This window comes from Mesoflavibacter sp., from assembly GCF_964226795.1.
GTDB classification, from domain to species: Bacteria; Bacteroidota; Bacteroidia; order Flavobacteriales; family Flavobacteriaceae; genus Mesoflavibacter; species Mesoflavibacter zeaxanthinifaciens.
Map to the genome: position 1 here is coordinate 19,280 of NZ_CAXQQP010000001.1, position 23,031 is coordinate 42,310.

Annotated in this window: 24 protein-coding genes and 1 other RNA gene; 13 read left to right on the forward strand and 12 right to left on the reverse strand. The window is 30.2% G+C overall.

From position 1 onward, the window contains the following. The 3 genes from ACEQT4_RS00080 to ACEQT4_RS00090 all read left to right on the forward strand — a co-directional run bounded on the left by ACEQT4_RS00080 (position 1) and on the right by ACEQT4_RS00090 (position 3,363). On the forward strand, positions 1-921 hold the full coding sequence (locus tag ACEQT4_RS00080) for a homoserine kinase (RefSeq protein ID WP_370225432.1): 921 nt from the start codon (positions 1-3) through the stop codon (positions 919-921). A 25-nt stretch (positions 922-946) separates the two neighbouring features. After that, positions 947-2,239, forward strand: coding sequence for a threonine synthase (thrC, locus tag ACEQT4_RS00085; protein WP_370225433.1), 1,293 nt, complete (start codon positions 947-949; stop codon positions 2,237-2,239). A 92-nt stretch (positions 2,240-2,331) separates the two neighbouring features. Further along, positions 2,332-3,363: a serine hydrolase domain-containing protein gene (locus ACEQT4_RS00090; protein WP_370225434.1), complete on the forward strand. Its 1,032-nt coding sequence runs from the start codon at positions 2,332-2,334 to the stop codon at positions 3,361-3,363. Here the strand turns inward: ACEQT4_RS00090 and ACEQT4_RS00095 are convergent. Beyond that, positions 3,360-3,995: an SDR family oxidoreductase gene (locus tag ACEQT4_RS00095; RefSeq protein ID WP_027879085.1), complete on the reverse strand. Its 636-nt coding sequence runs from the start codon at positions 3,993-3,995 to the stop codon at positions 3,360-3,362. The two genes, ACEQT4_RS00090 and ACEQT4_RS00095, sit on opposite strands and share 4 nt — an antisense overlap. Before the next feature lie 260 nt (positions 3,996-4,255). On the opposite strand from ACEQT4_RS00095, the gene gcvT reads away from it, so the two are divergent. The 4 genes from gcvT to ACEQT4_RS00115 all read left to right on the forward strand — a co-directional run bounded on the left by gcvT (position 4,256) and on the right by ACEQT4_RS00115 (position 7,380). Continuing rightward, positions 4,256-5,326 (forward strand): glycine cleavage system aminomethyltransferase GcvT, encoded by a 1,071-nt coding sequence (gene gcvT, locus ACEQT4_RS00100; RefSeq protein WP_370225435.1) that lies wholly within the window; start codon positions 4,256-4,258, stop codon positions 5,324-5,326. Between the two features lie 104 nt (positions 5,327-5,430). Next, a complete protein-coding gene (locus ACEQT4_RS00105) occupies positions 5,431-6,264 on the forward strand; it encodes a sugar nucleotide-binding protein (RefSeq protein WP_370225436.1) in 834 nt (277 codons plus the stop codon). A gap of 31 nt (positions 6,265-6,295) precedes the next feature. Continuing rightward, the gene (locus ACEQT4_RS00110; protein WP_370225437.1) at positions 6,296-6,586 is read left to right on the forward strand and encodes a 4a-hydroxytetrahydrobiopterin dehydratase; all 291 of its coding nucleotides are present in this window, start codon (positions 6,296-6,298) and stop codon (positions 6,584-6,586) included. 74 nt (positions 6,587-6,660) lie between these two features. Then, positions 6,661-7,380 carry a YebC/PmpR family DNA-binding transcriptional regulator gene (locus tag ACEQT4_RS00115; protein ID WP_370225438.1) on the forward strand — a complete coding sequence of 240 codons (720 nt, stop codon included), beginning with the start codon at positions 6,661-6,663 and terminating at the stop codon, positions 7,378-7,380. An 87-nt stretch (positions 7,381-7,467) separates the two neighbouring features. Here ACEQT4_RS00115 and ACEQT4_RS00120 read toward each other — a convergent pair whose 3' ends face one another. The 7 genes from ACEQT4_RS00120 to ACEQT4_RS00150 form a co-directional block, all read right to left on the reverse strand. Next, the gene (locus tag ACEQT4_RS00120; RefSeq protein WP_370225439.1) at positions 7,468-8,511 is read right to left on the reverse strand and encodes a hypothetical protein; all 1,044 of its coding nucleotides are present in this window, start codon (positions 8,509-8,511) and stop codon (positions 7,468-7,470) included. A 253-nt stretch (positions 8,512-8,764) separates the two neighbouring features. Then, on the reverse strand, positions 8,765-9,313 hold the full coding sequence (locus tag ACEQT4_RS00125) for a 1-acyl-sn-glycerol-3-phosphate acyltransferase (RefSeq protein ID WP_370225440.1): 549 nt from the start codon (positions 9,311-9,313) through the stop codon (positions 8,765-8,767). A gap of 1 nt (position 9,314) precedes the next feature. Next, positions 9,315-10,376, reverse strand: coding sequence for an iron-containing alcohol dehydrogenase family protein (locus ACEQT4_RS00130; RefSeq protein WP_223076658.1), 1,062 nt, complete (start codon positions 10,374-10,376; stop codon positions 9,315-9,317). Positions 10,377-10,425: 49 nt separating this feature from the next. After that, a complete protein-coding gene (locus tag ACEQT4_RS00135) occupies positions 10,426-11,046 on the reverse strand; it encodes a CatA-like O-acetyltransferase (protein WP_370225441.1) in 621 nt (206 codons plus the stop codon). Then, positions 11,040-11,747: an HAD family hydrolase gene (locus tag ACEQT4_RS00140; RefSeq protein ID WP_370225443.1), complete on the reverse strand. Its 708-nt coding sequence runs from the start codon at positions 11,745-11,747 to the stop codon at positions 11,040-11,042. Before ACEQT4_RS00140 ends, ACEQT4_RS00135 begins: the two co-directional genes overlap by 7 nt. Further along, the gene (gene kdsB / locus ACEQT4_RS00145; RefSeq protein WP_370225444.1) at positions 11,738-12,466 is read right to left on the reverse strand and encodes a 3-deoxy-manno-octulosonate cytidylyltransferase; all 729 of its coding nucleotides are present in this window, start codon (positions 12,464-12,466) and stop codon (positions 11,738-11,740) included. The genes ACEQT4_RS00140 and kdsB overlap by 10 nt, the downstream gene beginning before the upstream one ends. 65 nt (positions 12,467-12,531) lie before the next feature. Continuing rightward, positions 12,532-13,959, reverse strand: coding sequence for an ATP-dependent RecD-like DNA helicase (locus tag ACEQT4_RS00150; protein ID WP_370225445.1), 1,428 nt, complete (start codon positions 13,957-13,959; stop codon positions 12,532-12,534). A 126-nt stretch (positions 13,960-14,085) separates the two neighbouring features. Between ACEQT4_RS00150 and ACEQT4_RS00155 the strand changes: the two genes are divergently transcribed. From ACEQT4_RS00155 to rsmD, 3 genes are read left to right on the forward strand one after another with little or no spacing between them, the layout of a single operon-like run. Further along, entirely contained in the window at positions 14,086-14,826 is a 741-nt protein-coding gene (locus ACEQT4_RS00155) for a hypothetical protein (protein ID WP_027879097.1), read from the forward strand. Next, positions 14,810-15,628, forward strand: a complete 819-nt coding sequence (locus ACEQT4_RS00160) for a DUF3822 family protein (protein WP_370225446.1) — start codon at positions 14,810-14,812, stop codon at positions 15,626-15,628. The genes ACEQT4_RS00155 and ACEQT4_RS00160 overlap by 17 nt, the downstream gene beginning before the upstream one ends. After that, positions 15,628-16,173 (forward strand): 16S rRNA (guanine(966)-N(2))-methyltransferase RsmD, encoded by a 546-nt coding sequence (gene rsmD, locus ACEQT4_RS00165; protein ID WP_370225447.1) that lies wholly within the window; start codon positions 15,628-15,630, stop codon positions 16,171-16,173. Before ACEQT4_RS00160 ends, rsmD begins: the two co-directional genes overlap by 1 nt. A 118-nt stretch (positions 16,174-16,291) precedes the next feature. On the opposite strand, the gene rnpB is transcribed toward rsmD, so the two are convergent. Both rnpB and ACEQT4_RS00175 read right to left on the reverse strand, forming a co-directional pair. Beyond that, an RNA gene (rnpB, locus tag ACEQT4_RS00170) (RNase P RNA component class A) lies at positions 16,292-16,640 on the reverse strand. A gap of 46 nt (positions 16,641-16,686) precedes the next feature. Beyond that, a complete protein-coding gene (locus tag ACEQT4_RS00175) occupies positions 16,687-18,333 on the reverse strand; it encodes a serine hydrolase domain-containing protein (protein WP_370225449.1) in 1,647 nt (548 codons plus the stop codon). Positions 18,334-18,517: 184 nt separating this feature from the next. On the opposite strand from ACEQT4_RS00175, the gene dnaX reads away from it, so the two are divergent. Genes dnaX through ACEQT4_RS00190 form a run of 3 tightly spaced genes read left to right on the forward strand, consistent with a single transcriptional unit; the run spans position 18,518 to position 21,423 of the window. Then, positions 18,518-20,236: a DNA polymerase III subunit gamma/tau gene (dnaX, locus tag ACEQT4_RS00180; protein ID WP_027879101.1), complete on the forward strand. Its 1,719-nt coding sequence runs from the start codon at positions 18,518-18,520 to the stop codon at positions 20,234-20,236. A 17-nt stretch (positions 20,237-20,253) separates the two neighbouring features. Beyond that, entirely contained in the window at positions 20,254-20,835 is a 582-nt protein-coding gene (locus tag ACEQT4_RS00185; RefSeq protein WP_370225450.1) for a hypothetical protein, read from the forward strand. A gap of 6 nt (positions 20,836-20,841) precedes the next feature. Next, a complete protein-coding gene (locus tag ACEQT4_RS00190; RefSeq protein WP_106677534.1) occupies positions 20,842-21,423 on the forward strand; it encodes a tRNA-(ms[2]io[6]A)-hydroxylase in 582 nt (193 codons plus the stop codon). 64 nt (positions 21,424-21,487) lie between these two features. Here ACEQT4_RS00190 and ACEQT4_RS00195 read toward each other — a convergent pair whose 3' ends face one another. Together ACEQT4_RS00195 and ACEQT4_RS00200 are read right to left on the reverse strand one after the other, a co-directional pair. Continuing rightward, the gene (locus ACEQT4_RS00195; RefSeq protein ID WP_027879104.1) at positions 21,488-22,018 is read right to left on the reverse strand and encodes a porin family protein; all 531 of its coding nucleotides are present in this window, start codon (positions 22,016-22,018) and stop codon (positions 21,488-21,490) included. 98 nt (positions 22,019-22,116) lie between these two features. Next, positions 22,117-23,028 (reverse strand): Ppx/GppA phosphatase family protein, encoded by a 912-nt coding sequence (locus ACEQT4_RS00200; RefSeq protein WP_106677530.1) that lies wholly within the window; start codon positions 23,026-23,028, stop codon positions 22,117-22,119. Positions 23,029-23,031: the final 3 nt, after the last annotated feature.

The window sequence follows — 23,031 nt, forward strand, 5'->3', positions numbered from 1 at the left end:
ATGGATTGTATTAAAATATTTTCTCCTGCGACTGTTGCCAATGTGTCTTGCGGCTTTGACGTCCTTGGGTTTTGTTTAGATCATATTGGTGACGAAATGATTATAAAAAAGACTAAAGAAAAAGGCATTAAAATCACAAAAATTGAAGGTGCAAACCTTCCTTTTGAAGTTGAAAAAAATGTTGCCGGAGTTGCTGCTTTGGCTATTTATAATCACGCAAAACCAGATTATGGTTTTGAGATTGAAATTTATAAAAATATAAAACCTGGAAGTGGTATTGGTAGTAGTTCTGCTAGTGCATCTGGAGTTGTTTTTGCTATCAACCAATTATTAGGCAAACCATACAATGCAACGCAATTAACCCAATTTGCAATGAAAGGTGAAGCTGTTGCTAGTGGTTGTGAGCATGCAGACAACATTGCTCCTGCACTTTTTGGTGGCTTTACTTTGGTAAAAAGTACGCAACCATTGGGAGTACTGTCGTTACCAACACCAGCGGATTTATATGCTACAATAATTCATCCTCAAATAGAAGTAAAAACTGCTGAAGCTAGAGCCATTTTACCTAAAAAAGTAGAATTGCAACATGCCATATCGCAATGGGCAAATGTTGGTAGTTTGGTACATGCATTGCATACTAACGATTATAATTTGTTAAGTGAATCTTTAAAAGATAAAATTGTAGAACCATACAGAAGCAAGCTTATACCTTATTTTGATGATGTAAAAAATGCTGCAATAAACGCTGGTGGATTAGGAACAGGTATTTCTGGTTCTGGACCTTCAATTTTTACTTTAAGTAAAGGCGAAAAAACAGCAAAAGACGTTGAAAAATCTATACAAAACGTGTACAGTAAAACAGATATAAAATTTAATACTTACGTGTGTAAAATCAATACTGAAGGCATAAAAATAATTTAAACAAAAGTTTCGCTAAGACACCAATATGAAATACTACTCTTTAAATAAACAAGCACCAATTACTACATTCGAAAATGCAGTAGTAAAAGGATTAGCGCCAGACAAAGGACTTTACTTTCCAAAAAAATTAACGCCACTACCACAATCCTTTTTTGATACTATTGATAATCTTTCTCACGCTGAAATTGCTTTTGAAGCCATCAAACAGTTTGTAAGTCCAGAAATACCTGAAGCCGAACTTAAACGAATTGTTGAAGACACATTGTCTTTCGATTTTCCTATTGAAAAACTTACAGAGCATATATCAACATTAGAATTATTTCATGGTCCAACTATGGCGTTTAAAGATGTTGGCGCTCGTTTTATGGCGCGTTGCTTAGGTTATTTTAATAAAGAAAACACAAACGAAGTTACAGTTTTAGTAGCTACTTCTGGCGATACTGGTGGCGCTGTTGCTAACGGATTTTTAGGTGTAAAAGGCGTAAATGTAGTGATCCTCTATCCTAGCGGAAAAGTAAGTGATATTCAAGAAAAACAATTAACTACACTTGGTAAAAACATTAGAGCTTTAGAAGTAGATGGTGTTTTTGACGATTGCCAAGACATGGTTAAACGTGCTTTTTTAGATGAAGAATTAACTTCTAAAATGCAATTAACATCTGCAAATTCGATAAATGTGGCGCGTTGGTTACCGCAAATGTTTTATTTCTTTTTTGCTTACAAACAGTTACACAACTCACATAAAGATATTGTATTTTCTGTCCCTAGCGGAAATTTTGGTAACATTTGTGCAGGTATGATGGCGCAACAATTAGGCTTACCAATCAAACATTTTATTGCCGCTAACAATGCAAATAATGTTGTAACTGAGTTTTTACAATCGCAAGAATACAATCCAAAACCATCTGTTCAAACCATTAGTAATGCGATGGATGTTGGTAATCCAAGCAATTTTATTCGTATACAAGAAATTTATAATCAAGATTTCAACGAATTAAAAAACAACCTAACGTCTTACAGCTATACAGATGAAGAAACTTGCGAAGCTTTAAAAGAAATGTATAACGATTACAACTACGTTGCAGATCCACATGGCGCTGTTGGTTATTTAGGCTGTAAGGACTATTTAAAAACTAATCCAAACGCGCATTGTGTCTTTTTAGAAACAGCGCATCCAACCAAGTTTTTAGATGTTGTGGAAGATGTAATTAAAGAAAATATAGAATTACCACCACAAATTTTAAGCGTCATGGATAAAAAGAAAAAGGCGACTAAAATTAGTTCTTATGAAGAATTGAAACGTTTCTTATTGAAATAACAATTCATCATCTAACTTCTACAATTCGGTGATATAATATTTAGTATTTTTCAAATTAGAGATAAGTTTGCTTCAACATTTAATTTCAACTAATGAAAAATAAATCAAAATTAATCCTAAGAATTGTTCTGCTTTTAAGCACTGTAATTTCGCTCTATTTTGTCCCTTGGCCAATTGTAACTGCTTGGATAAAACCGTTACCAAATACTATTCAAGAACAAGTAAATCAAGCTTCAGATTACGGTTTTGATGGTATAATTGTTTATGTAGATCAAGCAGGAAAATCACCTCAATTTTACACTTCTGGTTATCATAATACAGAAAATAAAATTCCTGCAAAACCTGACGCTTTATTTAAAATTGCAAGTAATGATAAACTATACACATCGGTTTGTATTACTAAATTAGTTTATGACAAAAAGATTGATTTAAATAAAACATTAGCGGATTATTTTCCTGAATTAGTTGGTAGAATCGAATATGCTAACACCATAACTATTAAAATGATGGTACAGCACAGAAGTGGTATACCAAACTATACAGATTTTAATAATTATTGGGCAAATCCAAAATATACAAATGGAGAAAACCTTAAAATTGTTTTAGATTTACCTGCTCGTTTTAAACCAAATACAGATTACGAATACAGTAACACCAACTACCTATTACTAACAGAACTTATTGAAAAAGTTACCGAAAAACCTAAGTTTGATTACATAAACCAGCATATCTTAAAACCATTACAGTTAACAAACACTTATAATTCCATAAACGATGTAAATATTAACCGTATTATGAGTGGTTATTATGTTGGTTATGACAAAGATTTAAAAACCGAAGATGTTGGTATGCTTGCTACTGCAGAAGATTTAGGCAAATTTTTAAGAGCCTTAAATAACGGAGATGTATTTAAAAACAAAGAGGAACAAAAAATTTATTCCTCTATATATAAATATGAACATACTGGTTTAGTTCCTGGTTATCAAAGCATCGCTAAGTATCATAAAGATATTGATGCTGTTGTAATACAATTTACTAATACCGTTAACTTTGAAGGTTATAATTGGAACCTATCTGAAGTTATGTATGGTCGTGTTATTAAAATTTTAAAACGCAATAATTAGCTAGATAACTTATGTAAAGCTTCACCAATTAAGGTTTCTCCTTTAATTATTTCAAAAGTCTCTCTATTTGCTGTATCGTCATTTAATACACTAACTAATGTTTGTGCAACATCGTTACGGCTAATTTCGCCATGTTTATTGAGATGTTGTTTTAACTCAATTTTATTTGCTGCTGGCTCGTTAGTTAATGATCCTGGTCTTACTATAGAGTAGTTTAAATCTTTAGATTTTAAATACTCGTCTGCATTGTGTTTTGCTTTTAGGTAGTCTTGAAGTTGGTTAGCTTCTTCTGGTTTATCTGCACCTAAAGAGCTAAGCATAACAAATTTTTTGACATTGTTTTTAATAGATGCATCTACTAATTTTTTAGCACCTTCTTGGTCTACATTAACTACATCTTTTCCTCCAGATCCAGCTGCAAAAACAACTTTATCAATAGATTTGTTAAATGCCCCATCAACATTATCTTTTAAATCTGCTAATACCGTCTCGACATTTTTGGCTTCAAAAAAAGGGATTTGCTCTTCTTTTCTTACCATTGCAATTGGGTTAAAATACTGAGATTCTTTTAAAAGGTTTACTATTTTTTTTCCTGTGGTACCATTGGCACCTGCTACTAATATATTTTCCATAATACTCTAATTTACAAAAGAGTTAGATTTTAATAAGAATTGTAAAATAGGTTTAACTTAGGTTTAATATAGATTGAAATGAAATGCTAAATTTTTAACACTAAAAACGTATAAATTCAATAATTTAAAAGAAATTTCAGTGTGTGATAAATTGAAGTTATTTCTTCAAAATGAAAATGTCTAGTCAATATTTTTCAATACTTTTGTTTCACTTAAAACTAAAAAATTCCGCTTGACGGAAATAAAAAATATTATTTAAAATGAAAAATACTGCATTAACAGATACTCACATTGCATTAGGTGCTAAAATGGTTCCTTTTGCAGGTTACAACATGCCTGTTCAATACGAAGGTGTTAATATAGAACACGAAGCTGTAAGAACAGATTGTGGCGTTTTTGACGTGAGCCATATGGGTGAGTTTTTGATTGAAGGAGAACATGCTTTAGATCTTATACAAAGCGTAACCAGTAATGACGCTTCAAAATTGACTATTGGTAAAGCACAGTATTCTTGTTTACCAAATGATGAAGGCGGAATTATTGACGATTTAATTGTATACCGAGTAAAAGAAAATACATATTTATTAGTTGTTAATGCTAGTAACATAGAAAAAGACTGGAATTGGATTAGCTCTAAAAATACATTTGGCGCTACTATGCGTGACTTATCTGAAGAATATTCTTTACTAGCTATTCAAGGTCCTAATGCAGTTGAAAAAATGCAAGCTTTATCAAGCCACGATTTAGCCGGAATTAAATTTTACAACTTTATAGTAGGCGATTTTGCTGGGATAGAAAATGTTATCATCTCTGCAACAGGATATACTGGTAGCGGTGGATTTGAAATTTACTGTAAAAACAACGAAGTAAAACAAATTTGGGATAAAGTTACAGAAGCTGGAGCAAAACCAATTGGTCTTGCAGCACGTGATACGTTGCGTTTAGAAATGGGTTATTGTCTTTACGGAAATGATATAGACGATACAACATCTCCTTTTGAAGCAGGTTTAGGTTGGATTACTAAGTTTACCAAAAAATTTACCAACTCAGAAAACTTAGAAGAACAAAAGAAAAAAGTACTAAAACGCAAACTTATAGCATTTGAGTTAGACGAAAAAGGTATACCAAGAACAGGATACGATATTGTAGACGGACAAGGAAAATTAATAGGTAAAGTTACCTCTGGTACAATGTCTCCTTCATTAAAAAAGGGAATTGGTTTGGGTTACGTCTCTCCTATTTTTAGTGATTTTGGAAGTAAAATTAACATTCAAATTCGTAAAAATGCAGTTCCAGCAACGGTAGTAAAATTACCTTTTTACAAAGGATAATTTTTTAAAGAAAATAATACAATGTCAGTCTAAGCTTGTCGCTATAAACATTGGTTTGTTTTAACAAGTTTATTCTGGCATTTTATTTGAAATGAAGTAGATTAATGAAGCCTCAAAAAGACAACAAACATCGTGTATTAATTCTTGGCGCAAGTGGTTTTTTAGGACAAGCCATTTACAAAGAGCTGTATGCCTACTATAACACATTTGGTACCTACTGTACCGATAAATATGTATATGAGAAAAACCATCACTTTTTTCAATATAATATAGAAGAAGATGACGTTTTTGAAATCTTAGATATAATAAAACCTACAATAATTATATCTGCCCTTCGTGGTAATTTTTCGGCTCAAGTTATAGCACATCAACACATTGTTAGTTATATTACAAATAACGATTGTAAGTTACTTTTTTTATCATCAGCAAATGTTTTTGATGCTTACAGTCAATTTCCTAGTTACGAATTTGACAAAACTTTAAGTCATAGTATGTATGGTCATTTTAAAATTAAGATAGAAAACATGCTTCTTAGACTACCAAAAAACAAAATAGGTGTTTTAAGACTACCTATGGTTTTTGGCGTACAATCTCCTAGAATTAAAGAAATAAAACTTCATTTAAGAGAAAAACTACCAATAGAAGTGTTTCCTAATTTAATAATGAATGTTACAAATGATAGCAAGGTAACTCAGCAAATTCATTACATCATTAATCGAAATAAATCAGGAATTTTTCATCTTGGAAGTCAAGACCTAGTGCATCACGAAGATTTTTTCTCAGAAATTATTTCATCTTTAGGATACAAAAATCCATTGTATAAACGAGTATATACAACCAACGAAGATCGTTATCTTGCTGTTTTACCAAAAGAGAATAAACTACCAAAGCACCTTCAAATATTAAGTCAAGACATTTTATCTGAATTAGAAGTATAAATTTCTTATTTTTAAAACATAAAACATTAATATGGAAAAACTATCTAAAACCGACATAGAAACACGTCTATTAAGACTACCAGATTGGGAATATTTCGATAATGCAATACATGCCGAATTTGAATTTGAAAACTTTAAAGATTGCTTTAGTGCTATGAGTCGTATAGCTTTTGAATGTGAAGCATTAAACCACCATCCGGACTGGAAAAACGTGTACAACGTATTAAGTATTTCTTTATCTACACATGATGCAGATGGTGTTACAGAAAAAGATTTTAAATTAGCACAAGCAATAGAAGCTATTATTGAGGAAGAAGAATAATTAAATTCTCTTTTTTAAATTTGCAAAAAATTAAATAACCGCCTTCGTTAGAAGACAAAAATAAAACATCAAATATGGGAAGAGCTTTTGAGTTTAGAAAAGCACGAAAAATGAAACGTTGGGCTGCTATGAGTAAAGCCTTTACACGTATAGGAAAAGATATCGTAATGGCTGTTAAAGAAGGTGGACCAGATCCTGACAGCAACTCAAGACTAAGAGCAGTTATACAAAATGCCAAGTCTGTAAATATGCCTAAAGACAATATAGAACGTGCTATAAAACGTGCTAGTGATAAAAATCAAGGCGATTATAAAGAAGTAGTTTTTGAAGGTTATGCGCCACACGGTATTGCTGTTTTAGTAGAAACAGCAACAGATAATAATACACGTACTGTAGCCAACATACGTAGTTATTTTAATAAATGCGACGGTAGTTTAGGTACATCTGGGTCTGTTGTTTTTATGTTTGACCATACTTGTAATATTAGAATTAATGCTGAAGGATTAGATCCTGAAGAATTAGAATTAGAGCTAATAGATTTTGGTGCAGAAGAAGTGTTTGTAGATGATGATGGTATCTTAATCTACGCACCTTTTGAAAGTTTTGGAGCAATACAAGCAGAACTTGAACGCAGAGAAATAGAAATCTTATCTTCAGGTTTTGAGCGTATACCACAAGTCACAAAAAAATTAACCGAAGAAGAAGCTGCAGATGTAGAAAAACTTTTAGAAAAAATAGAAGAAGATGACGATGTACAAAACGTATATCACACAATGGAAGAAACAACAGATTAATAAGCTTCCTTATTTATAAAACAAAAAGGCTATTCAAAAATTGAATAGCCTTTTTTCTTTCAAATCAAATCAATTATCAACCATTAATTATTGCTTAGAAAGATAAACTGCAGAAGCTGATGCTAAATCATAATCTAAAACCGGTGTAAGATTTCCTCCTGAAGAGATATTATTAAAAGCTAAAATCTTACCATTTGCAGCTTCTGCAATATATACTGTTTCAGTCATACTATCATACGCAACATCAACTGGATTACCTAACATTGTATTAGATCCTGCAACTCTAACTTGACTAGACATTGCTAAAGTACCACCATCGTTTATACTATTAAATTTTGTTGAGAAATTAGAAATAACATGAAATCCACCATCTGATGCACTTGTAGAAGTACCACTTGCAACACCTATATCTGTTAATACCATAACATCTGCATCCATGTCATAAGCTATACCATGTGTTCTAACAATTCCTTCTACAGAAACTGTTTTTGTAGCCATAACTGTAGCATCTGTGGTATTTGATAAAAAGTTATTAAATACAGCTAATTGATCTGTAACATCTACAATTGCATATAAATCAGATCCAGCAAAAGTAATTCCCCATAATTTAAAGTTTGTAGTAATAGTATTTCTTAAAGTGAAGTTACTACCCGATTTTTGATAAATAAATAATCTACCATCAGGTGTGTTTACATCTCCATCTACATCACTGTTATCTGCAACCACATAAAATTCACCATTTACTGCAACTTCACGAGGACTTGTCATATCTGCCGTACCAGTAAAATCTATGGATACATTTGTACCAGAGCTAATCATACTTATATTAGAAAAACCTTCTAAAGAAAGATTTGATCTTGATGCTTGAAAAACGGCATCAGATTCTGAATCATAATATACACCATCTGCAGCTGTACTTGTTGTAATTAAAGTTTTAGATTCTACGTTTGACATATCTGATACATTAATTTCGTCAATATTACCATTGGCATTATTAGATGTATAAATTTTAGTTGAAACTTCCGCCATAGGCATATCCATTCCGTTGTCATCGTCATCACTACAAGAAGTTAAAGCAAATGAAGCAATTGCTAAAAGACTTAAAAATTTTACTGTTTTTTGAGTTTTCATAATTTTTGTTGTTTTGTTAATACACCATACTTACGAAGTTTCCTTTTAATGGGTTTTATAAAAAACACACATTAACATTTTTTAACAAAAAAAACGCTTTCAACTATGTAATTGAAAGCGCTTAATTTAAGTAAGTTGTAGCTTTATAATGTTTCTTTTTAGTGACTTGGGAAGTTTACTTTATGTTTCATTAATATCTACATTATATCTATATCAAATAAGATGCCAAAACTAAGATTAACAACGTTTTAGCTTAAGAATTTTTACTAACCTTACCTTTAACATCACTAAAAAAAGACTTCATGTATTTAAAATCTTCTTCTATATTATCTGTTGGGTAAAAAGGTCTTGAAACTTTGTTTTGTTTGTTTTGATAATCTAATGTAAACATGATTATTGGCACATTTGCTTTTTTAGCTATGTAATAAAAACCAGTTCTCCAATTATCTACCTTACTTCTTGTGCCTTCTGGAGCTAAGGTTAATCTAAACTCTTCTTTATCGTCAAAAAGTTTTGCTATGGTTTCAACTTTATTTTCTTTATTTTTTCTGTCTACAGGAACACCGCCAACAGCTCTAAAATAATATCCTATAGGCCATACAAAAAGCTCTTTTTTTCCTAAATAGTTAGATTTTAAATCAACAACTTTTCTTAAAAGTAGTCCTATAATAAAATCAAAATTATGAGTATGAGGCGCAGAAATTAAGACTGCTTTTTTTATTGAATCCTTAGAAAAATTAGTATTTCCTACAACTTTCCAACCTAAGATTTTGAAATAAATTAATTTAGCTAACCAACGCATTTTACATTTTTTGGTAGAGTGCCTTTAAGACTTCTGGTGTTATTTTTTTCTTCCAGTTTTTTCCTATTGCGTTTTCCCATAATGGTTCTAGGCTTAATGCTACACCAATCATGGTATCAAATTCTTTATCTGTTAAATTGGCACAAATACCTTGTGGTAATTGTATGTTATGCTTTTCTTTCATTTGTTTGAAAAGTTTAACGCCTTCTGGATAATATTCCTCTAAATGATCAAACACTATACAGTTACCTATGCCATGTTTTACACCTAATAAATATCCTAAACCATAACTCATAGCATGAGCAACACCAACTTGAGAATACGCAATACTCATCCCGCCATGCCAGCTAGCCATCATTAATTTATCTTGGGCTTCTTCTGCTGTTAGATGATCTGATAAGAAAATTTCTTTACACAACTCATAAGCAGTTTCACCATAAGTTTTACTAAAAGCATTTAAGTATGTTCCATTTAAAGACTCTATGCAATGTACATAACAATCCATACCTGTGTAAAACCACTGGTCTTTAGGTACATCTTTAGTTAATTCTGGATCTAATATAACTTGATCAAATGGAGTAAAATCACTATTAATGCCTAACTTACGTTCTGGACCTGTTAATATTGTTGTTCTAGACACTTCTGCTCCTGTACCTGATATGGTTGGCACACCAACATGATATACTGCAGGATTTTTAACTAAATCCCAACCCTGATAATCTTTAGATTCTCCATCGTTATTTAGCATAATAGATACTGCTTTAGCTACATCCATAATGCATCCACCACCAATACCAATAATACCAGATGGTCGTTCTTTATAATCTAATATTATTTGTTCTACTAACTGATCTATTTGTGATGTTTTTGGCTCTTCTGCTGCTGAGACGTATATTATTTTGTCGTCATAAGCTAAAGGAATTCGTGAAGTTAACCAAGCATTACCTTTAAAGACATCATCTACAAAATATATAAATGGAGCATTTCTGTTTACACGCTTAGGTTCTAATATTTCTCCTAGCTGACTGAAACTGCCTCGTCCAAAAACAATTTTGGACACCATTGGAAAATTTTTGAATTGCATTAACTAGTTTTCTTATTTTGTAAATTTATTATTTATTTAGGTGTTTCTGAAATATTTCTGAAAATAAACCAATATGATATCCATCTGCAAGAGCGTGATTTACACTTATAGCTACATTCATTTTTAATTGGTTATTCCTTTTTACTGCTTTACCAAAAGCTAATTTTGGTACAGAGTCTTTTAAGCCAGAAACTGGTTCTTTATGTCCTGTAAAATCTACCCAAGGTAGTGCAGAACAATGTATACAATCTAATCCGTTTTTAGGTGGATATAATTGATCTGTGTTATTAATTCTTTGTTTTTCTAAAAGTAAATTATTTAAAAATACATCTAAATTTTTATCATAATTTACAAAAGAAAACCCAAAAGTTTTATCTTCTCTAGATATCGTTGGTGATGCATTTATAACATCATAACTAACTACTTTATCTTCTATTATTCTATACTTTAAATTTTCTACATTATTAATTGCTATCATACACGCATGCAAATAGACACCAAAAAAACTTAGGTTATTATCCTTAGAAAATTGATAGGTTTTTGTTACATCAAAAGGAATAGTTACAGCAAAATATGGGTCTTTAAAATTGGCAAAGTGATTAAAAAGCTGCTTTCTTTCCCAGGTTTCTATATCTATAGTTTTTAACATTGTAATAATTGTGGTATTTCTTTCAAAGTTTTTAAAGTATGAAATTGATTATTACTATTTGCATCTAATTTAACTTCTTCATGTGCCCAAGTGGTATGAAAAGGAACATGAATTGCTTTTGATTTTATGTTTATTAAAGGTAAGATATCTGATTTTAAAGAGTTTCCTATCATTAAAAATTCTTTAGGATTGATGTCTAAATGATTTAATAATTTAGAGTAATTAGCCTCTTTTTTATCACTTAAAACTTCTATATGATGAAAGTAGTCTAACAGTCCAGATTTTTCAAGTTTTCTTTCTTGGTCTAATAAGTCTCCTTTTGTGGCTACAATTAATTTATATTTAGTTGAAAGTTTTTTTAACACTTCTTCTACACCATCTAAAAGCTCTACATCTTTATTAATCATATCTTTTCCTATCTCTAATATTTTTGAAATGACTTTATTAGAGACTGTTCCATTTGATAATTCTATAGCCATTTCTACCATTGATAATACAAAACCTTTTACACCATAACCATAAACAGGAAGGTTTTTCATCTCCATTTTAAATAGTTCTTGATCTATTTTATTAGGTGTTTCAAATTGACTTAATAGTTTAGCAAATTCTGTTTCGGCATCTCTAAAATAGGTTTCGTTAACCCAAAGCGTATCATCTGCATCAAAACCTATTACTTTAATATTATCGTAATTTATTTCCATAGCTTTTTTGCACGTTCAAGGTCTTCTGGTGTATCAATTTCTACTCCTTGTACATTAGTTTCGACCATTTTAATTTTTTTTCCGTATTCTAAATATCTTAGTTGTTCTAGTTTTTCTGATGCCTCTAATGTTAGCATAGGAAAATGATAAAAATCTAATAATGCTTGTTTTCTAAATGCATAAACACCTTTATGTTTGTAGTATTTTACATTAACATTTTCATCTCTAGGATAAGGAATTGGACTTCTTGAAAAATAAAGCGCTAGGTTATTTTTATCTAAAACTACTTTTACAGTATTAGGATTTTTAATTTCTTCTTTATCTTTAATACGAACCATTAAAGACGCTAAATCTATTTCTTTATTTGGATCGTTTTTAAAAACATTTATTAATTTTTTCAAGGAATCAACTTCTGTAAAAGGCTCGTCACCTTGTACGTTAACTACTATATCTACATCTAAATTTTCTACCGCTTCTGCTATCCTATCACTTCCACATTGATGTTCTTTTTTACTCATCATAACATTACCATCAATATGTTTTATTTCGTCATAAATAATTTGACTATCTGTTACAACTAACACATCGTCAAACAAATTGGTGTTAACTGTAGCTTCATAGGTACGTGTAATTACTGGTTTTCCGTTAAGGTCTTGCATAAGTTTACCGGGAAAACGAGAAGCACTATATCGTGCTGGTATCATGGCAATGATTTTCATATTTTATTTTGAAAAATTACTATTCAAAAATAGTCTATTAATGTTAATTATTGGTAGGTATTGCTTTAATTTTCTTCGAAAAATTCGTCTTTAAAACCTATTAAATACAGTTTTTCTTTAGCTCTTGTTACTGCTGTATACAACCAGCGTAAATAATCTCGATCTATTCCGTTAGGTAAATATGGTTGTTCTACAAAAACAGTGTTCCATTGTCCTCCTTGAGATTTGTGGCAAGTAATAGCGTAAGAAAACTTAACTTGAAGAGCATTAAAATGTGGGTTATTCTTGATTTTTAGGAACTTTTTATAGTTACTCGTTTCATCCTCATAATCTTTTTGTATTTCTTCATAAAGTTTATTTGATTCTTCATAAGACAGTGATGGTGATTCGGCAGTTATCGTATCTAAAAGTAAAACGGTTTCAAAAGGTTTCATTTTTGGGTAATCTACCATTTTAACTTTTACTTCTGCAAATTTAAAACCATATAATTCTTTAAAACTAAAGATTTCTAAGACTTCAATAATATCTCCGTTAGCTATAAAACCTGCTTCGGTATTTGGCTTTATCCAAAAATAATTGTTTTTAACTACCATTAGATAATCGCCTGCTGCAAGTTCGTTTTCACTAAATAGAATTCGGCTTCTAATTTGTTGATTATATAAATTAGCACGTTTATTACTTCTAACAATTATACTTGTCTCTTCATACCCTAAAGTGCTATAAGCATCGTTTATGGCATCCATAATCTCATAACCATCAACTAGCCTAACTATATCTTTAAAAGGTTTTAAATTAAATTTAAAACTTTCAAAAAACTCGTCTGCTAACGCTTCTCTTAATAAAGTTGCATTTTCTAAGATCCCAGAATCTAAACCTTGACGTGTTACTTCATCTAACTCCATCTTTGTAACAGATTTGTTGTAGTTTAGATTTAGTGTGTTTTCATTTAAAGCTGGACTTAAATCTAACTTTACTGGAGGCAACTGTGCTGTATCACCAATTAAAAGTAATTTACATTTATGTCCTTGGTATACATACTGCATTAAATCGTCCAACAAAGACCCGTTAGCATATAATTTAGAATCGTTAGGTGTGTCTGGTATCATAGACGCTTCGTCTACAATAAATATGGTGTTTTTATGTTTGTTTGGTTGTAAAACAAAATTAACGCCACCACCTTTATTTTTTTTAGGAAAATATATTTTTTTATGAATTGTAAAGGCTTCTTTTTTTGAGTAATTAGATATTACTTTTGCTGCTCTACCTGTTGGAGCCATTAAGACTGCACTTTTCTTTGCTTTCCATAAGTTAGTTACAATAGTACCTATAATTGTTGTTTTTCCTGTACCGGCGTAACCTTTTAATAAAAAAACGCTATCTGTAGTATCTTTAAAAATAAATTCTGAAAGTTGTAAAAGTAAAATGTCTTGTTTTGCGGTTGGTTTAAATGGAAATTGCTGTTTTATAAGGGAATAAAATTCTGAACTAGTCATTAAGGCACAAGGTTTAAAAACTTTTTCTCAAATATATAAATCATTTTTACCAACAAATGGTTTTTACGAATAAAAAAAAATTGTAGATTTGTCACTGACCTTAATTATATTTTAATAAAAAACACTATGCTAAATTTAATATTAATTATTATTGGTGCCATTCTTTTAACCTTTGCAATTGTATGGCTAATTGACAAATATTTACCTTCAAAAGTAAAACCTGTAATTGTAATTGCACTTTGGGCTTTAATTATCCTTTTAGGTTATTTAACTTTTGACTCTGTTTATGGAGAAATTAAATTTAATCAATTAAAAGTGAAACGTTATGCTGCTGCAATTGAAAAATTAAAAGATATTAGAGATTCTGAATTAGCATACAGAGAAGTAAACGGAAAGTTTACAAAAAGCTACGATACTTTAATTAAGTTTATTGAAAATGGTCAATTTACAATTATAGAAAGACGCGACTCTAGTGTTGTTGACGAAGAAAGAACCAAGGCTTATGGTGGTGTAGAAATGTTTAAAGATATTGTAATTACAGATACTATTGGATACGTACCTGTAAAAGATAGTTTGTTTAAAACTTCTACTAGATACAAAACAATGATGGATGTACCAAATGCTAAACCAGGTACTAAATTTACTTTAAATGCAGGAGAACTAACAGATGGAGATAATAAAATACCTGTATTTGAAGCATTTGTTAAAAAAGACGATTTATTATTTGACCAACCTAAAGATTTAGTTTCTAAAGAAAAAGAAGTATTATCTGTAGAAGGTGTTAACGGAGATGCTTTACGTGTTGGATCTATGGACGAAGTTAAAACTGTAGGAAACTGGCCAAAAACTTATGGCAATAACGAATAATACACATAATATTTTAACCAACCTAGAACTGTCCATTCAACTAAGTTTGAGTGGACTTTCTTTTTGTATCCTAAACACAGATACAAATACCATTATAGATCTACAAAATGTAGACTTTATAAAAAAAACACCGTTAGATTTATTAGATGCTGTAAAGCATCAGTTTAACTCTAATCCTAAACTAGATCAAGCGTTTGATAAAGTAACTGTTATTCATGAAAACGAATGGTCTACTCTAGTGCCTAAACCATTATTTGACGAAGATAATTTAGCAGATTATTTAAAATTTAATACCAAAATTTTAAAAACAGATTTTATTACTTTTGATGATATTAAACAAAATGATAGTATAAATGTTTATGTTCCATTTACCAACATAAACAATTACTTATTTGACAAGTTTGGAAGCTTTACTTACAAACATTTTTCTACAGTATTAATTGAGCAATTATTGACTTTAGAAAAAAATAACAACACTTCTAAAGTATACGTTAATGTAAATACAGAAAGCTTTGAAGTAGTAGCATTTAACTCAGGTAAATTAGCACTTTACAATACGTTTAATTATCAAACTAAAGAAGATTTTATCTATTATTTACTCTTTACTTTAGAGCAATTACAGCTCAATCCAGAAACTATCGAGCTTGTCTTTTTAGGAAATTTAGATAAAGAACATCCTATTTATAAAATAGCTTATAAGTATGTAAGACATGTTAGTTTTGGTAATAGATTTGACACTTTCGCTTTCGTGGAAAAACCAACAAATAACTATTCTAATTTCACTTTATTAAAAAGTCTCTAATGCGTATTATATCCGGAAAATACAAAGGACGAAAGTTAGTTGCACCAAAAAAACTACCCGTTAGACCAACAACAGATATGGCTAAAGAAGCCTTATTTAACATCTTAAATAATCAATATTATTTTGATGAAATTTCTGTTTTAGATTTATTTGCTGGCACGGGTAATATCAGTTACGAATTTGCATCACGAGGTACCGAAAACATTACCTGCGTTGATCAAAATTATGGATGTATAAAATACATTAATGAAACTGCTGAAAGTTTTGAAATGCCTATCAACACCATTAAAAGTGATGTGTTTAGCTTTTTAGAAAATCATCAACAACCTTACACTATTATTTTTGCAGATCCACCATATGAATTTCCTGTGGAAGAATTTTCAAAAATCCCAGAATTAGTCTTTCAAAATAACCTATTAGAAAAAGATGGACTTTTAATTTTAGAACACTCTAAACATACCGACTTATCAGGTTTATCACAGTATTCTCATTCTAAAAGTTATGGCGGTAATATGTTTAGTTTTTTTGAACTGACAGAAGAATAGTATTCTTAAAACCAATTTATAATTCCGAGGAATCGAGTAATCTCATCCTTATGTGATTTCTCACTTTGTTCGAAATGACAAAAAATAAAAAACCACCTTAAAAAAGGTGGTTTCTTTATAAAATAGTAAATCTATAAGCCGGATTCTGTACGCAAAAGCGTCCTTATCATTTATCTGAATGTGCTGTTACCAACACACTTTAGCTACCTACCCTTTAACATCGCACGTGCAGCGCTCAAACGTTAATATACATGGTATTGCACCTTATAGAGTTTACCTGATTTCACTACAGCATGACCTGTACATTCTTTCTGTTGCACTTTTCCTCACCTTTCGGCGGATGGCTGTTAACCACTATAATTGCACTATGGTGTCCGGACTTTCCTCTAAATTCTCGCGAATGCGGGAATCTCAAAAAAAGAGAAACTCAATCAAATTGAGTTTTTAGCGATAAGGCGATTTACTGGTGCTAAATTACGATAAACTAATGTATGTATTTGTATAAAATAATAATTATATTTTTTTAAATAAAACATCTATAATTTTAAGACCAACTATAGAGTTATTGTTATCTCTAAGAAAGGTTATTAGGTCAGAAGAGTAATCAAAAGCATCTTTTTCAAGAGGTATAATCTCATTTTTCCAAGCACCATTTCTGCTAAAAACAAAAAGTTTACCGTCTATTAGTTTGATTTTTTTACTGATTTGAAAATCTGCATTAAAATATTGTCCTTCAAATTCTTTTAATTCCTTTTCGTTGTAAGTAGTAGGATTGTATTCTTTAAATAGCCAAGGTAATTGGTTTTGAGATTCATAATATTTATAACTTTTTTTATCAGACTCTAAGTCAAAAACAACTAATTTGTCATTAAACATAAATTGATTATTTCCAATAGGTTTTAATCTTGTTATTTCTTCTCCATCAATCGTTAGTACAGCAAGTTCATCATTTTTAAGTTGTATTATGTTTGTTTTAATTGTCTCGACATCGCTACCAGCAAAGAGATAACTTCCTTCGTATAATTTCAGCTCTTTTTTTGAAAGCTTTACTTTTTTCTCCTCTTCGATATTTTTTGTTTCGTTATTGAAATTATTTTTAGGAATGTATAAGTCAACTAACTTAAAAAACTGTTCCTCAAAATCTGAATCAAAGGTATTTTGTGTAGTAAAAAACATCATATCTAATTCAGGAAAATAAAGATATTTAGAAACAAAGCCGCCTAATATCATTCCGTCAAAACCAAATGCTTGATAGTTATTATAAGTTTCAAACTCTACTCCTAAACCATAATCGATAGTATTACCATTATTTAACTTGGCTTTGGTATGCATTTTTTTATATAATTCAGAATGTTGATTTTTAATTTTCTGTAAACCTATATGCCACTTAAACATATCTTTTGGAGTGGTAAGTACTTGCCCGTCTCCATCGTAAACAAAAGCGTGTAAATGTGTCTTATAAAAACTGCCTTCATCTTTTACATATCCAATTGCTCTGTTTTTAATAATAGTGTAAGTGCTTGATTTTTTAATTGTATTTTCCATTCCGAATGGTTCAAAAACATTTTCGTGCATAAATTTCGTAAACGGTTTACCTGAAACTTTAGTTACAATATCTGCCAATAAGATATAGTTTGAATTTGTGTATTGAAAATACTCGCCTGGTTTGAAGTTTAATGATGTCATTTTTGTAATAAAATTCATCATTTGCGATTGTGTGAGTAAATCATTCTTAGTTAAATCTGCAATTCCCGCAATGCCATCTACTTCTTTGATGCCACTTGTTTGATTTAATAATTGTTCTATGGTTGGATTTCCTTTTTGATATTGAGGTAGATTATTAATGTATTTATAAGCAGGCTCTTTAATAGATAATTTACCTTGTTCTTCTAGCAAAAGTATTGCGTATGCTGTAAATTGTTTAGCAATTGAACCGATGTCAAAAACTGTTTTGTTTGTAATTGGTATGTCATAATCTAAATTAGATATTCCATATTGTTTTTCTACTAAGATTTCTTCGCCTTTAGAAACTATAATTGAAAAACCAGGTGTGTTATCTTCTACTTGATAAATTTTATCAACTTCAGCATCTAAATTTTGGCAAAACCCAAATGTTGATAAAATTGTAAGAAAAGTAAAAGCAGTCAGTTTTTTTATCATTTTAATTCTTTTATGTAAGGACAAGAATAATTATCATTTGTTACAATTGATTTTTTATTACAGTCAATATAATAATTTAAAAAACTATTAATCTTCAATTAATGTTAATAACTCAAAATAAATTGGAGCAACAAACTTCCTTTTTATTAAGCTATTTTTTAAATTTGTATTCAATCTAATGTCTATGGAACATTTTGTAGTATCAGCCAGAAAATACAGACCACAAACCTTTAAGGATGTTGTTGGTCAATCTGCTATTACAAACACTTTACTTAATGCCATAGAAAACAATCATCTAGCACAAGCATTGTTATTTACTGGTCCACGTGGTGTTGGTAAAACGACTTGCGCACGTATTTTGGCAAAGATGATTAACAGTGAAGGCAATGAAAACTCTGAAGAAGATTACGCCTTTAATATTTTTGAGTTAGATGCAGCTTCCAACAACTCTGTAGACGATATTAGAAACTTAACCGATCAAGTTCGTATTCCGCCACAAGTTGGTAAGTACAAAGTTTATATTATTGATGAGGTACATATGTTATCTCAAGCCGCTTTTAACGCTTTTTTAAAGACTTTAGAAGAGCCACCAAAACATTGTATTTTTATTTTAGCAACTACTGAAAAACATAAAATAATCCCAACTATTTTATCACGTTGTCAAATTTTTGATTTTAAACGTATTACAGTTAAAGACGCTAAAGAGTATTTAAAATACATTGCAGAAGAGCAAGGTGTAAATGCAGAAGATGATGCGCTACATATCATCGCTCAAAAGGCAGATGGTGCTATGCGTGATGCACTTTCAATCTTTGATCGTGTAGTTAGTTTTTCTGGTAAAGATTTAACAAGACAAGCAGTTACAGAAAATTTAAACGTATTAGATTACGAAACTTACTTTGAAAGTACAGACCTTATTCTAGACAATAAAATCCCTGAGCTATTACTTCAATTTAATAAGACATTAGCAAAAGGTTTTGATGGACATCATTACATTGCTGGACTTGCATCACATTTTAGAGATTTATTAGTTTGTAAAAATCCTGCTACAATTGAACTTTTAGAAGTTGGAGAAGACACTAAAAAGAAGTACGAAAATCAAGCTACAAAATCAAGTCAGCAGTTTTTAATACAAGCTATAAATCTAGCAAACGACTGTGATTTGAAATATAAAAGCAGTAAAAACCAACGACTTCTGGTCGAACTTACTTTAATGCAACTTGCCTCTATCACTTTTGATGGAGAAAAAAAAAATAGCAGACGTTACATAATTCCACCTAGTTATTTCAGAAAAAAAGGTATTACACCTATTCCTGTTAAAAAACCAGTAGAAGCTTCTTCTAAAAACGAAACACAAAAAGTAAATCCAGAACTTAAACAATTTGTAGAACCACCAAAACCTAAAATTGTATTAGAAAAAGGTATAGCATCTGCAAAAAAACGAACATCTGGATTATCTTTAAAAAGTATAAGAGCAAAAAAAGAACATGAAATAAAACAACTAGATGTTGTTGTTGATGAAGAAAACCTACCAAAGGAACCTTTTACTCAAGAAGAACTAACCAATCATTGGAATTTATTTGTTAACGAAATTGAAGCCAAAGGACAATTTAACCTTGCTTCTATCCTATCTATAGATAAGCCTAAATTAGCCGAAGATGGTGTAACCGTAAAATTAACTTTTCCTAACGCGACAAATAAAGTTGAAGTAGAACGTCAATCGTATGATTTGATGTCTTATTTACGTAAAAGTCTAAACAATTATGATATTAATTTAGACATTACTGTAGATGAAGTGATGGAAAAAAAATACGCCTATACACCAATTGAAAAATATGAAAAACTAAAAGAAAAAAATCCTAACATCGAATTACTAAGAAAGGCTTTTGATTTAGATGTTTAAATTGTAACTTTATAATTATGAACAAGTTTACAGTACTACTTTTAGGGATAATTATTACGCTTATTAGTTGTGATGCTAGAGATAAAATTAATAGATCACCTAAAGATATCTTAAAAGACAAAAACTTATTAGAATCTTTTTCAGAACGTGTTTCTTACTTTCCTAAAGAATATGCTGAAGTTAAAACAGATACTATTTTAAGTAATGGCTATCATGTAAATGTAAAAACTTTTACAGATATGAAGTCTTCATACTTAAGACAATTTAAACACGATTCTATAAACTATAAATATCATTACAGAGATTATAAAGCCCAAATTGTAGCACGTCAAAACAAAATTATTTTTAATGATGTTATTGATAAACAATATATTTTAAAACATGATAAAACGGTTTCTTACTATATGGAAACTTCAATTTTAAAAAGTGTTTGGGTAAATCAAGAAGAAAGTTTAAACCAAAATAAATTGGTTTTAAACATTCTTTTTACACAACCAAAATCTAATACAGAAAAACTTTTTGAATTAGTAATAGATAATAAAGGTGATAAAAAACTAATCAACCTTACAGATTTAGATCATAACTACTTAACTGCTTAAAAAAATATGCTTGGACTAAAATTACCAACAGATCCACGTTGGGTTAATATTGTAGAAAAAAATATAGAAGAAATTCTTACAGACCATGCCTTTTGTGAGCAAAAAGCAACAAGTACTGCCATTTCCTTAATAGTAAGTTTTCCTGAATATACAGAGCTTGTTCAAGAAATGACTGCTTTAGTTAAAGAAGAAATGAGCCACTTTAAAATGGTACATGATAAGATTATAGAACGTGGTTGGACTTTGGGTAGAGATAGAAAAGATGAGTATGTAATTCAACTTTTAAAATTCTTCCCTAAAGGAGGAAGCAGAACAGATCAATTAGTGCACAGACTATTATATGCTGCACTAATTGAAGCTAGAAGTTGCGAGCGTTTTAGATTACTTTCTGAAGAATTAAAAGATAAAGAATTAGCCGAGTTTTATAGACGATTAATGGTTAGTGAAGCTAATCACTATACTATGTTTTTAGGATATGCTCGTAAATACGGAAACCGAGAAGAAGTAGATAAAAAATGGCAAAATTTATTAGATTATGAAGCCCAAATTATGAAAGACTTAGGGACAAAAGAAACCATACACGGATAAATATAAAAAGCCTTTTCTAAATTAGAAAAGGCTTTTTTTAAACACTTACTATTTATTGAATATATTAGAATTTTACTCCAAATCCTATTTGCATTGTATTTCCTTTAAATTCTACACCTAATTCATCATCAACTAGGTTTTGTAATCCATACTTATATCTAAAGTCTAAGAAAAATTCATCAGTAATCATGTAGTCAATTCCAGCTACACCAGAAAATGTAAAGTTTTTAATGCCATCATCATACTCATGAGCTTTTAAACTAGCTTGAGGTCCAACTGCTAAAGCAAAATTATTAGATAAGTTAAACTTAAATAAAACTGGTAATTGGATATAGTTAATTCTCAATTCTTCTTCTTTAGAACCTTCTGCTGAAAACTGAATTTCTGGAGCAATATCAATTAAGTTTGATAACTTATACTCTCCAAAAAAACCAATCATAAATCCATTTCTGTGAGTGTGAGGCGTATCATCAAACTGATCTTCAAAATCTAAATCAGAAATATTAATACCAGCTCTAACTCCATAAACAGAGTTTTGAGAAAATCCATAAAAAGAAGCTAAGATTAAAGTAAAGAAAAGAATAGTTTTTTTCATATTTTAAAAGTTATAAGAGGTTGAGTTTAGTTTTTATAATCTTATTAGTAAATATATATATTATTATTTAATCTATCACAATAAACAGATAAAGTGTACTATTTTAACTTTGTATGACTCTTAACCGTATCATTATATATACTTTTTATAATACCATCTGCTAGTCCAATTTTTGGAACATAGATGTCTTTTGCGCCACTCCATTTCATCGCCGATAAATAAATACGTGTTGCAGGTATAATCACATCTGCTCTATCTTGATTTAAGTCTAATTGAGATATACGCTCTTCGTAAGAGTATGTTTGTAAGGTATTATAGTAAGAAGTAAGGTAAAAATAGGATAATGGTTTACCTAAAGATTTTCCTGAAATTTTAAAAATTTTATTAATGTTTCCTCCAGATCCAATAACATCAATTTTTTCGAATCTTGATGTTTCAGTTTTTATCCATTCTTCAAGTTCTTGCCAAGCTTCTTTTTTTACTACATCATTTAAAAGTCTTACAGTTCCTATTTTAAAGGATTTTGACGATATTTTTTCCCCTTTATCTATTACAGAAAACTCAGTACTACCGCCTCCTACATCTACGTATAGATAAGTTTTATTTTCATCAATGTAACTTTGAAGGTCTGTTGCAGCAATAATAGCAGCTTCTTCTTCTCCTCCTATAATATCTATTTTAATACCTGTTTCTTCTAATACTAAATCTGCTATTTGCTTACCATTTTTTGCTTCTCGCATTGCAGACGTTGCACATGCTTTGTACCTAACAACATTATGTGTTTGCATTAACAAACTAAACGCTTGCATGGTTTTAAGCATACGCTCTTTATTATTTTTAGAAATCTTTTCTTTTATAAACACATCTGCACCAAGACGAACAGGAACACGCACTAACGAACTTTTTTTGAAGCGTACAGGTTTACCTTTTTCTTCTATAATATTAGAAATTAGTAGTCTTACAGCGTTAGACCCAATGTCTATTGCAGCGTATTTTTGTATGGTTAGCATTAT